Annotated in this window: 11 protein-coding genes and 1 other annotated feature; of the genes, 8 read left to right on the top strand and 3 right to left on the bottom strand. The window is 37.1% G+C overall.

The features are described 5' to 3' along the window. Positions 1-13 precede the first annotated feature (13 nt). Together PT278_RS02895 and PT278_RS02890 are read right to left on the bottom strand one after the other, a co-directional pair. On the bottom strand, positions 14-166 hold the full coding sequence (locus PT278_RS02895; RefSeq protein ID WP_277130095.1) for a teichoic acid D-Ala incorporation-associated protein DltX: 153 nt from the start codon (positions 164-166) through the stop codon (positions 14-16). Between the two features lie 115 nt (positions 167-281). Continuing rightward, complete coding sequence (locus PT278_RS02890; RefSeq protein ID WP_277130093.1) at positions 282-605, bottom strand: hypothetical protein; 324 nt, start codon at positions 603-605, stop codon at positions 282-284. 539 nt (positions 606-1,144) lie between these two features. Here PT278_RS02890 and cbpB point away from each other — a divergent pair. The 4 genes from cbpB (at position 1,145) to PT278_RS02870 (ending at position 5,766) form a co-directional block, all read left to right on the top strand. Then, positions 1,145-1,621, top strand: a complete 477-nt coding sequence (gene cbpB / locus PT278_RS02885; RefSeq protein ID WP_277130091.1) for a cyclic-di-AMP-binding protein CbpB — start codon at positions 1,145-1,147, stop codon at positions 1,619-1,621. 270 nt (positions 1,622-1,891) lie between these two features. Further along, entirely contained in the window at positions 1,892-2,458 is a 567-nt protein-coding gene (locus PT278_RS02880) for a hypothetical protein (protein WP_277130088.1), read from the top strand. 138 nt (positions 2,459-2,596) lie between these two features. Further along, positions 2,597-4,465, top strand: a complete 1,869-nt coding sequence (locus PT278_RS02875) for a heavy metal translocating P-type ATPase (protein WP_277130086.1) — start codon at positions 2,597-2,599, stop codon at positions 4,463-4,465. 39 nt (positions 4,466-4,504) lie between these two features. Then, positions 4,505-4,564: a sequence feature (sodium ion sensor (DUF1646 type); this cis-regulatory element may regulate processes involved in with the transportation of sodium ions), on the top strand. Between the two features lie 41 nt (positions 4,565-4,605). Further along, positions 4,606-5,766, top strand: a complete 1,161-nt coding sequence (locus tag PT278_RS02870) for a cation:proton antiporter (protein ID WP_277130083.1) — start codon at positions 4,606-4,608, stop codon at positions 5,764-5,766. Here PT278_RS02870 and PT278_RS02865 read toward each other — a convergent pair. Next, on the bottom strand, positions 5,730-6,431 hold the full coding sequence (locus PT278_RS02865) for a type II CAAX endopeptidase family protein (protein ID WP_277130081.1): 702 nt from the start codon (positions 6,429-6,431) through the stop codon (positions 5,730-5,732). The genes PT278_RS02870 and PT278_RS02865 overlap by 37 nt on opposite strands. An 83-nt stretch (positions 6,432-6,514) precedes the next feature. On the opposite strand from PT278_RS02865, the gene PT278_RS02860 reads away from it, so the two are divergent. The 4 genes from PT278_RS02860 (at position 6,515) to PT278_RS02845 (ending at position 11,224) form a co-directional block, all read left to right on the top strand. Continuing rightward, a complete protein-coding gene (locus PT278_RS02860) occupies positions 6,515-7,606 on the top strand; it encodes a YdcF family protein (RefSeq protein ID WP_277130078.1) in 1,092 nt (363 codons plus the stop codon). A gap of 131 nt (positions 7,607-7,737) precedes the next feature. Beyond that, positions 7,738-10,074, top strand: a complete 2,337-nt coding sequence (locus PT278_RS02855; protein WP_277130076.1) for an ABC transporter ATP-binding protein/permease — start codon at positions 7,738-7,740, stop codon at positions 10,072-10,074. A gap of 83 nt (positions 10,075-10,157) precedes the next feature. After that, positions 10,158-10,430, top strand: coding sequence for a DUF2087 domain-containing protein (locus PT278_RS02850; RefSeq protein ID WP_277130074.1), 273 nt, complete (start codon positions 10,158-10,160; stop codon positions 10,428-10,430). Between the two features lie 80 nt (positions 10,431-10,510). Continuing rightward, entirely contained in the window at positions 10,511-11,224 is a 714-nt protein-coding gene (locus PT278_RS02845) for a glucosamine-6-phosphate deaminase (RefSeq protein ID WP_277130073.1), read from the top strand. The last annotated feature ends 4 nt before the right edge of the window (positions 11,225-11,228 follow it).

Here is an 11,228-nt window from a genome sequence, read left to right as displayed (position 1 = left end):
TAGTAACACCACCTTAAAATTCGTCGTAAATAAAGTGAACCGAAGTAAGGCCGCTATATTGATACAAATAGATTAGCGCCAATAAAATAGCGCAGTAAATAATTGTTGTCAGAACAAACTTCCCTATTCGTTTGCCCCGAGAATCAATTTTCTCTTTTTTATCCATATATCTCCCTCAATAACAATAAATATACTAACAACCATATTACTACATTTGGTAGTCAACCCCATCTTAGCCTAGTAGATTTTACTAAATTTAAATATTTTTCGCCGTATACCAATCACTCATTCAACTTGCGGCAGTTTCGGTAAGCAAAACACAGTGGAATCAGGATGATTAACGAAATAAATATCAGAGCAAATACCAGTAAAAATACCATATTGCGTAATTTTCCCCATTTTGCGCTGTTTGCAGTTGTTAAAAGAAATATCGCAAACACAACAGTAATAATTAATTCTGCTAAAATTAGGCCGGTATAACTTCCTAAGCCAAAATTACTGGCAAGCTGCCATAGATACAGCCACGCTGAAGCCGGCAGTAAGCATAACCACCCCGCAAAGCGTAACCAAAAAATGATTTTTTTATGATAATTTTTTTGTTCCATTTCTTTCCTTAATTGCCTATCAGGCAGTAATCTAACATCAAAATCAGTCTAATTATAACAAGCATCAAGCTGGCAAACAATTTTTTAATAATTAAAAAAATGTTCTATTTTTTAAATTCGTCACACTTTTTTCATATTTACCAGTTATACTAAAAGAGTAATAAACAAGGATTAAAAGCCTCGTATATTACAACTCAACTTTTTTGTTTTTCATTCATACTCCTCCAAGTATAAATAATGAACAAACCGAAATGACTTATAAGTCAATTTCATATCTATCCCTTTCGACTCACGTGTGTTGCGTGAGTTTTTCTTTTGCCTTTAAAAGTTCTAAAGGAATTCTTTACTATTTCATAAGATTTTTGCCACGCTAACTTCATAATTTATGTTTATTATTTAAACTGTAGCAAGCAAGTAAGAAAGCTTGTTACATACTCCCACTTTTTTATTTCATTCATTCTTACTCCTTCAAAGTAGATGAAAACTAACAGGCTCGCAATTTGCGAGCCTTTTCCCTTATATAGACGAAAGGCCTATTTATGTTCTCACCCGCAATCAAGCATTTAATTCAAGAAAAATCTGGTGCATTTCTTATTCCTGCATCAAGAGTTGCCTTTGTTTTAGATGATAATCCGCTCTACCATGCATTTTTAATTTTAACACGAGTCAAATATTCCAAAATTCCTGTTTTAGATAGTCAGAATCACGTTGTTGGTCTTCTCAGTTTAGCAATGATTACCGATAAAATGATGAAGACCGATGAAATATCGCTTGAGCCACTATCAGAATTAAAAGTTCGCGACGTAATGCAAACGGATTTTGACAAAATCAACTTTACACAAACTACCCTAGAAGTGCAGCTGCATTTATTAGTTGATAATGCATTCTTGCCCGTTGTTGACGATCATGACGTTTTTCAAGGGCTGTTAACAAGGCGTGAATGGATTAAAGCATTTAATTACATTGTTCACAATTTCGACGAAAAATATACTGTAACTCCAAAAATAAATTGCTAATTCTAACTAATATCCTTAAAATAATTCGAATTATTTTAAGGATATTTACTTTTTATATTCACTTTTTAATAAATTGTACTATAATAAATTTAAGCAAGATAAATTTGTATTTTTGCCGTGTATAAGCCGTTTTAATTAATTTTCTGTTAATTGATTAATAATATATAACTGTTATTTTTAGATATAATAAGTTGCATTTGATCGGTGGAAGAGAAAAGATCACTAATTAAATAACAACTAGTGTAAAAACAGAATAGGATGATGTTTACGATGCCAAATAAAACGGACACAAACAACCTAACTAGTTTAATCAATGCAATTATTAGGGAAAATTCATATCCTCGCGGCGCTGAATTATCAGTACAGGAAAGAGAAGCATTAATTTTCAAGCTTAAGAGATTAAACAATACTTCCGATAACTTTGATGAAATTTTGCGAATCATCAATGCCTTTTATAAAGATAGAATTGCCCGGCGGTTAAAGTCACTTGATGTTAATTCTTCCTTAATTTTTGAAATGTTGCAACATGAAGTAGTTTCAGCTACTAGACTCCATGCCCTTTTGCTGGATTTGGCTAAGCAGGAACATTTCTCAGCTGAAGGCGTTAAAAAAATTAATCATTATTTTGCCGAAACAAATGATTATGGTGATAATTCTGATTATATTACAATGTCTTCACTCGACGTAATTGATGCAATCAGACGGGCAAAATTAGGATACTTAAAATCTACTTCTCAAATATCCCAGTGCACCCAAGAGACACATACTCATTGTGCTTCAAAATCTACTAATAAAAAGCAGCAAAGTAATAAAATTATCAGATTAAGTGACTATTAGATTAGGCAAGAGATAACTTCTCTTGCTTTTTTATTTCCCGGGAAATATTTTTTAAATCTTTGACTAGCTATAGTGACGTTTTAATTAGTGTTAGAATAAAGCTCATACAAACATTTTATTAGTGGAGGCATTATATTAATGAATTTAAAACGACAATGGAAATTTATCCTTGTACTTGTTGCTGGTGTAATTGGTCTTATCTGCCAATTCGTTTTAAAAACAAAAAGTTTATTTCAAATCGGCACTTTACAATTTCCTATTCAAACAATTTTAATCGATATTATTGGAATTATGATGGCAATTTTCTTATTAAAGGAAATTGTTAACGACTTCCAGACTGGTCGTTATGGTGTCGATATTCTCGCTGTAATTGCCGTTGTTTCAACCATTTTAATTGGTGACCAATGGGCCGAATGGATGATTTTAGTGATGATGACTGGTGGTGAAACCCTTGAAGATTATGCCACTGGTCAAGCAGATAAGGAACTACGTTCCCTATTAAGTAATTCCCCAAGTATTGCTAATAAAATTGTCAATGACAAACTTGTTTCAATTGATGTTGACCAGTTAAAACTTGATGACCACGTGTTAATTAAACCCGGTGAACAAGTTCCTGTTGATGGTAAGGTAATCAAAGGAACATCCAGTTTTGACCAATCTTCATTAACTGGTGAATCTGTTCCAGTTGATAAACAGCCCGGAGACGAACTAATGTCAGGATCAATCAATGGTAGTGACGCTGTCGAAATGATTGTTACCAAAAAGGCCAGCGATTCCGAATACCAAACAATCGTCTCCTTAGTTAAATCTTCACAGGCCCAACCAGCAAAATTTGTTAAAATGGCAGATCGTTATGCCGTGCCATTTACTGTCATCTCCTTAATTATCGGAATTGCAGCTTGGGTTCACTCAGGCAATCCAGTTAACTTCGCCGAAGTTATGGTTGTTGCTTCTCCTTGTCCATTATTAATCGCGGCGCCAGTTGCCCTAGTTTCCGGCATGAGTTCAATGTCCAAGAATCATATTATTGTTAAGTCAGGTCCAACTCTCGAAAAATTGGCTACGGCTAAGACTTTTGCCTTCGACAAAACTGGTACTTTAACAGAAAACCAATTGGTTATTGACGCAATCGTTCCTTCTCCCGATAGCAAACTTGATAAGGAAACTCTTCAAAGCTATGCTGCTAGTGTCGAACAACAATCAAGTCATATTATTGCTAATTCTTTGGTTGACGTCACAAACAAGCGGCTTTTGAAGCCTGCTACTAATATTAAAGAAACAACCGGTGAAGGAATCAGCGGCGAAGTTGAAAAGCACAACATTAAAGTCGGTAAATTAAGTTATGTTGCCCCTAATGAAAAAATTAACGCTGTTAACTCTACTGCTGTTTATGTTTCAATTGATAACCAATATGCTGGCTACATTACTTTCAAGGATCAGTTACGACCAGAAAGTGCCGCAACAGTTGCCCGCTTAAAGCGGCAAGGCGGTGAACATATCATGATGTTAACCGGTGACCATAAAGACGTTGCCGATAAGATCGGTAATGAAGTAGGCGTTGATGACATTCGCTCTGAGCTTTTGCCAGCACAAAAAATCCAGGCAATCAAAGAAGTCCCAGAAGAAAATCGCCCAGTTGTAATGACCGGTGATGGTGTTAATGATGCCCCTAGTCTAACCGCTGCCGATGTCGGTATTGCCATGGGTGCTAAAGGTGCATCAGCTGCCAGCGAAAGTGCCGATGCAGTTATTATGGTCAACGATTTATCCAAGGTTAACGATGCTGTTGCCATTTCTAAACATACAATGAAAGTAGCAAACGTTGATGTTTTGACGGCCATCAGTATTGTTATCATTATTGAATTAATCGCCTTCACAGGTGTAATACCTGCATTCTGGGGAGCTATCCTGCAGGAATGCGTCGACATGATTTCTATTAGTTTGGCATTGCTGGCCAAAACCAAACCGAAAAATCCTAAACAAACAGGTTTAGTTGCAGATAAATAAATTTTAAGTTACACTCTTGTTTAATTAAATACTTTTAGTGGTTGGAGTTTTATTACCAAAATAAAAACTTTCAAGATTTGCTCTTTTGGGTCAAAGAGCTGCTTGAAAGTTTTTTTGTTTATTCTAAAGAAAGGGATACTATGACTTTTTTAGGAGAATTAATTTTAATCTTATTTAGTTCAATCATCCTCGGACAAATATTTACACGGTTAAAGATGCCAACAGTTATCGGACAGCTGATTTCGGGAATTTTACTTGGACCCGCCCTACTTAACTGGGTCAAGCCAAGTGATTTAATCAGTCTTTTTTCACAATTCGGGATAATTTTATTAATGTTCTTAGCTGGATTAGAAAGTGATCTTGGCCTGCTTAAAAAATATTTCAAACTAAGTTTTACCATTGCTGCAATTGGCGTAATTTTGCCGATTACATTTATTGGACTGGCTAGCTATTTATTCGGCATGTCAATACTGGAAGCAATTTTTATTGGCATTGTTTTTTCTGCAACTAGTGTCTCGATTTCTGTGGTCGTCTTGCAAGAACAAGGTCAGTTGCACAGCCGTGCTGGAACAGCAATTCTGGGTGCTGCCATTGTCGACGATATCTTAGCCGTAATTGTGCTTAGCATTTTCACAGCATTCAGTCATTCAGGAAAAAACAGCGGTCCGACTACTAATCTTTTCTTAAATTTTGCCTTGGAAATTGGCTACTTTGGCTTTATCTGGCTAATCTATCGGCTAACACCAAAATTAATGCAGCTTGCAAGCAAGATGACAGTTAATCATGCAAGCGACATTGCCGCACTAATTCTTGTTTTAACCCTAGCTTGGAGCGCTAATTATGTGGGGTTATCAGATTTTATCGGTGCTTTCTTTGGCGGCCTTGCTCTTAGACAAACTCCACAACACCAAAAAATCGAACACTCTATTGATACCATTGGTTACGCCGTTTTTATTCCTGTCTTTTTTGCCAATATTGGCTTAGCAATCACCTTTAGCAGTTTTAAGCAGGACTTAGGCTTCATCTGTGTGCTAACTATTTTGGCAATTATTTCTAAATTTTGGGCGGGAAAATACAGCAGTGAACTTTTTGGCTTCAATAAAAATGAAGGCAATATTATAGGTGCAGGTATGATTTCCCGGGGTGAAGTAGCCTTAATTGTTGCCCAGCTTGGTCAGAGCAGCCATCTGTTTCCGCAGAATATTTATTCCAGCCTAATTATCGCAGTTGTTATCACTACAATTTTATCGCCATTTATTTTAAATCACTTCATTAAAAGTGAAACACTGTTTAACAGATAAGGCAGCGAATTATACAACATATGCGTTAGAATCGAATACCGCAAATCCCTAGTTGTCATGTAAACCCAGGCTAAAATGCAGCCCAAGACCCAATAGATAATAATAAATTTGGTAATGCTCGGGTCGTGCATGTAGGCAAAGACAAAGCCGCTGCAAACAATTCCCAGCCACTTATTTACCTTAGTTTCTTTCATAAAAAAGGTATTGAAAAACAGACCCCGAAAAATTGTTTCCTCACAAATTGGCGCAATTATGCAAACCATCGGGATGAATAATCCTCCTGCTTGCAGTGAAATTTTGTCTAGCGTCGCCTGATTAGCTGACGTACTTTTCGTCATTCCTAATAAAATTTGTAATGAATACGCGCACACCACAATTAAAATTAGGCCTACTAACATAATTAACAGACGCCGAACATCCCAATGCGGCGACTGATTAAACTGCCACTCATTCGCTGTTTTCAACTGACTTTGGTACAAATAAAAAATAAAAGCTACTACCAAAACAGTTGCAATTACTGTCAAAACAATGAGTATTGCATAATTAATATGCAACATTTTTTCTAATTGGTGTGGTAAAAAGTAAAAGCACTCCAAGATTTGGTAACTAGCAAATGCCAAAATAATACCGGCAATATTGCCCAACCAATTAAACAATTTTTTCATAATCATCAGCCTTTATTCTCTATGACTTTTCTAAATGTATTCATTATAATAGATTTAACTCATAAAATCTAAAATGGAGAAATATGATGCACTTTTTTCAAATTTTCAGTTCAAATCAGCCATTTACCTACTTAACAATTCTATTGCTATTCACATTGATCGTCTTTTTAACAGCATGGCTTAAAGAACCGCGGCGGCTCTTTAATGGTATTTTATTTACCATCTTCATTTTAATGCTTGGAATTTGGTTCACCGTGCTAATCCTCGCAACGAATTTACAAATTCTAATTAATATTTATATTGTTGTGCTGGCACTTTTGGTAACCGTCATTGTTTTAATGGCCGCCTTTTCTTGGCTTTTCTTTTTATGGAATGCTTACTTTGTTTGGCAGCGTGAAAGCCATACCCTACCTAATCTGCTGACCCTTTTTATTGGTCTTGCCTTAATTATCGTTTGGGGAGTTGTTCTGCTGGGACCATTTAAAGCCGCGCCGAATTGGCTAAAAGCCTTGCTATATGCCACACCTGCCGTTGTGTTGTATCTCCTACTGGTTGCTTACAATTTTCTAGTTAATCTAGCCCTTTATCAGCTGGTACCACGGCAATATAACCAAGACTATCTCATCGTTTTAGGCGCGGGATTATATAATGGCGAAACAGTTAGCCCACTGCTTGCCAGTCGCATTAACCGAGCTATTCAATTTGCACAAAAGCAGGTCGCCAAGGGACACAAAATGCCCAAACTGATTATGTCTGGTGGCCAAGGCAAAGATGAAAAAATTTCTGAAGCTCAGGCGATGAAAGAATATGCCCTTGCCCGCGGAATTGCGCCAAGCGACATTCTCTGTGAGGATAAATCCAAAAACACCTATCAGAACATGCTCTTTTCAGCCAAAGTAGCGGCTAAGGATTATGGCAGTAACGATTATCAGGCTAAATTTTTCAGTAACAATTACCATATTTTTCGTGCTTCTCTTTTTGCTCGGGCCGCAGGGCTGAATGCCAACGGCGTGGGCTCATACACTAGATTTTACTTCTTGCCTAATGCTATTGTTCGTGAATTTGCCGGGATACTAGTAATGAATAAAAAGCGACACTTAATTATGATCGCGTTAATTTTGGCAGTATTTATTCTACTAGCACTTCTTACTGCCATGGGACTTGTTAAAATTTAAATTGACGAGTAATATTTATTACTGATTATTTTTAATATATATATTAACCCCAAGCTTTTAGCCTAGATTCATTTTTTTATCAATGTTACACTAGTTTTTATTATTACTTTATTTAAGAAAAGGATAGTAGTATGCTGCAATTAAAAGATTTACGTAAATCCTACCATGTAGGTGATACTGTCACACATGCACTTGACGATGTTTCGATTTCATTTCGCGATCAAGAATTTGTCGCCATTTTAGGTCCAAGTGGTTCTGGTAAAACAACCATGTTAAACGTCATCGGCGGGCTTGACCGCTATGACTCCGGCGACCTGATTATCAACGGCAAGTCAACCAAGAATTTTAAAGAAACAGACTGGGATGCATACCGGAACAACTCTGTTGGGTTCGTTTTTCAAAATTATAATTTAATCTCACACTTATCAATTATTGCCAACGTTGAACTGGGCATGAATTTATCAGGTGTGCCAACTACCGAACGCCACAAGCGGGCAATTGAAGCTTTAACAGAAGTTGGTCTGAAGGAACATATTAATAAGAAGCCTAACCAATTATCCGGCGGGCAAATGCAACGTGTAGCAATTGCCCGGGCCTTAGCCAACGATCCCGATATTTTGCTCTGTGACGAGCCAACTGGAGCTCTCGATACCGAAACTTCTGAGCAAATCATGCAGTTAATTAAGCGCGTTTCCAAAGACCGGCTAGTTATCATGGTTACTCACAACCCAGAACTGGCTAAAGAATATGCTTCCAGAATTGTTAATTTCCAAGACGGTAAGATTCTTGACGACTCTGATCCTTATGAGCCTAAAGATGAGCAGGACACTTTCAAGCTTAAACGCACCAAAATGTCTTATTGGAACGCAATTAAATTGAGTTTTACCAATATTATGACCAAAAAAGGTCGGACTACATTAACCGCCTTTGCTTCAAGTATCGGTATCATTTCAATCGCGATTGTTTTGGCACTGTCGAATGGTTTTCAAAAGCAAATCGACACTACAATGAGTAAGGCACTGGCTAAATATCCTGTTTCAATTAGTCAAACGGCAACTAATGCCTCAAGCACTAAAGACGACGATTCTGATAAAAACGTCAAGAATCGCGGCTATATTACTGCCAAAGAAAGTGAACTGCAATCGTCCACACACCAAAACAAGATCACGCCTCAATATATTGACTATGTCAAAAAAATAAATCCAGACTACGCCAATAATATTTCTTACCAACGCGGCGTTAATCTGAATTTATTAGCTAAAGACGGCAGTAAAATCAAACGCGTTAAGTTCTCTACGATTGCAACTAGCGCCACCAGCGCACAAGAAACTGCCTTGGCAGAAGTTCAGGAAAGCAGCGGCTTCGGCTCTGCAGTCTTCCCAACAACTCTTAAATCTGGTAAGACCTCATTCTTGAAGGACAACTACCAATTACTTAATGGTTCTTGGCCAAAGAAGGCAACTGACCTAATCCTAGTAACCGATAATAAAGACACCGTCAACATTAACGTCTTTAAGAACTTGGGCTTCAAAATTAAAAATGGTGACAAATTGCCATTTAAGAAGCTGATTGGAAAAAAGTACAAAATTATTAACAACGATGATTACTACCAAAAGTTGCCAACAGGAATGTTCATTCCGCAAAAAGCTGACGCTTCAATGTACAACAAGAGTAAAACAACATTGCGGGTTGTCGGGATTATCCGGCCGAAAAACAAGGACTCACTGTCCCTGCTTTCTCCTGGAATTACTTACAGTGACCAGTTAACCCAAGACATTATCAAGGCAAATGAAAATTCTGCCATTGTTAAGGCCCAAAAGAAATCTAACCAAAACGTGATGACTGGACAAAACATGAGCTCAACTGAAAAGAAGCAAATGATGCAAACAATCGGTGGCTCAACTTTGCCAATGGGTATCATGATTTATCCAAATAACTTTGATTCCAAAGATAAGGTTTTAGATTATCTAGACAAGTGGAATAAGGGTAAGAGCAAGAAGAATAAGATCATTTACACTGATATGTCTAGTGCCGTTACCTCAATGACTGGTGGTCTGCTCAGCGGAATTACCACGGTTCTTGTCGCCTTTGCCGCAATTTCACTAGTCACTTCAATGATTATGATCGGAATTTTAACTTACACTTCCGTTCTTGAGCGAACTAAAGAAATTGGTGTTCTTAAGGCTTTAGGAGCCCGTAAGAAGGATATTACACGTGTATTTGATGCCGAAACATTTATTTTAGGAATTTTCTCAGGAGTCTTGGGAATTGCGATTGCCTACCTACTGACCATTCCAATTAACAGCATCCTTTACAACATTACCGACTTAACAAATGTGGCACAGCTTAATCCAATGCATGCATTAATCCTAATCATTATTTCAACAATTTTGACTTTACTTGGTGGTCATCTCCCTGCACGAATGGCAGCTAAGAAAGATGCCGCAATTGCATTAAGAAGTGAATAATTTTAGCAATTTAAAGTTCTGTTTCATGTGTAACATTGAGCAGAGCTTTTTTGCTAGACAATTTTAACTAACAGGTGAAAACAATGAACGAACAAGAAAAAGCACAACTACAACGTTATTTAGATCAAAATGGTTTCGTTAAAACTTGGCCCGGAAAAGCCAATAAACGCCAGCTAATTTTGAAATACCTGGCTAGCAAATTTGAAATTAATCATAAATATTCAGAACCAGACGTCAATCTAATTCTTCGCAAATATGTCGACGACTATGTCACTCGCAGACGTGATTTGGTTGAAGCACATTTGTTAGAGCGAACAGATGATGGCAGTAATTATTGGCTTAATTCAGAAAAATAAATTAATTTTTGCTCCTTTTTACATTGACGAATTGGCATATACCAATTTATAATTAGTTTATCAGTATAGGAGGAGCAACTATGAAAATAATTACAACAAAAGACACTATCCAAGGCAGTGTTGAAGCTTTCAAAATTTTTAAAGATGAAATTGCAAATGGTGCTAAAGTTCTAGGTCTTGCTACTGGTTCTACTCCAGTAACTTTATACCAGGAACTGACAGCAAGTAGCCTTGATACCAGTAACTTAATCAGTATCAACTTGGACGAATATGTCGGCCTAACTCCTGATAACGACCAAAGTTACCACTACTTCATGCAAAAACATCTCTTTGACAAAAAGCCATTTAAAACGACTTATCTTCCTGACGGCATTAAGGCTATTGATGACCCAGAAGGTGCTGCAGCTGATTACAATAAGATCATTGCCGAAAACCCAATCGACATCCAACTTTTAGGAATTGGTCAAAACGGTCACATTGCTTTTAATGAACCTGGAACCCCATTTGATTCAATTACTCATGAAGTAAAATTGACTGCTAACACAATCAAAGCAAATTCTCGGTTCTTTGATAATATTGATGATGTTCCCAAATCTGCTATTTGCATGGGAATTGCCAACATTATGTCAGCCAAAAAAATCATACTGCTGGCTTTTGGTGCCAGCAAAGCCAAAGCAATCAAGGCAATGATTTCGGGTCCTGTCACAGAAGATATACCCGCATCGGTTTTGCAACGACACCCTAACGTCACCGTGATTGTTGACCAAGCTGCTGCAAGTGAATTAACTAAATAACCCA

Origin of the sequence: Lactobacillus sp. ESL0703 (assembly GCF_029433435.1) — a bacterium.
Taxonomy (GTDB): domain Bacteria; phylum Bacillota; class Bacilli; order Lactobacillales; family Lactobacillaceae; genus Lactobacillus.
Note: the sequence above shows the minus strand (reverse complement) of the source record. Positions and strands in the feature narration are given on the sequence as shown.

What these genes read in the sequence shown, in the direction of transcription:
- PT278_RS02895 (WP_277130095.1), bottom strand. Translation starts at nt 166, where the DNA reads ATGGATAAAAAAGAGAAAATTGATTCTCGGGGCAAACGAATAGGGAAG.
- PT278_RS02890 (WP_277130093.1), bottom strand. Translation starts at nt 605, where the DNA reads ATGGAACAAAAAAATTATCATAAAAAAATCATTTTTTGGTTACGCTTT.
- cbpB (WP_277130091.1), top strand. Translation starts at nt 1,145, where the DNA reads ATGTTCTCACCCGCAATCAAGCATTTAATTCAAGAAAAATCTGGTGCA.
- PT278_RS02880 (WP_277130088.1), top strand. Translation starts at nt 1,892, where the DNA reads ATGCCAAATAAAACGGACACAAACAACCTAACTAGTTTAATCAATGCA.
- PT278_RS02875 (WP_277130086.1), top strand. Translation starts at nt 2,597, where the DNA reads ATGAATTTAAAACGACAATGGAAATTTATCCTTGTACTTGTTGCTGGT.
- PT278_RS02870 (WP_277130083.1), top strand. Translation starts at nt 4,606, where the DNA reads ATGACTTTTTTAGGAGAATTAATTTTAATCTTATTTAGTTCAATCATC.
- PT278_RS02865 (WP_277130081.1), bottom strand. Translation starts at nt 6,431, where the DNA reads ATGAAAAAATTGTTTAATTGGTTGGGCAATATTGCCGGTATTATTTTG.
- PT278_RS02860 (WP_277130078.1), top strand. Translation starts at nt 6,515, where the DNA reads ATGATGCACTTTTTTCAAATTTTCAGTTCAAATCAGCCATTTACCTAC.
- PT278_RS02855 (WP_277130076.1), top strand. Translation starts at nt 7,738, where the DNA reads ATGCTGCAATTAAAAGATTTACGTAAATCCTACCATGTAGGTGATACT.
- PT278_RS02850 (WP_277130074.1), top strand. Translation starts at nt 10,158, where the DNA reads ATGAACGAACAAGAAAAAGCACAACTACAACGTTATTTAGATCAAAAT.
- PT278_RS02845 (WP_277130073.1), top strand. Translation starts at nt 10,511, where the DNA reads ATGAAAATAATTACAACAAAAGACACTATCCAAGGCAGTGTTGAAGCT.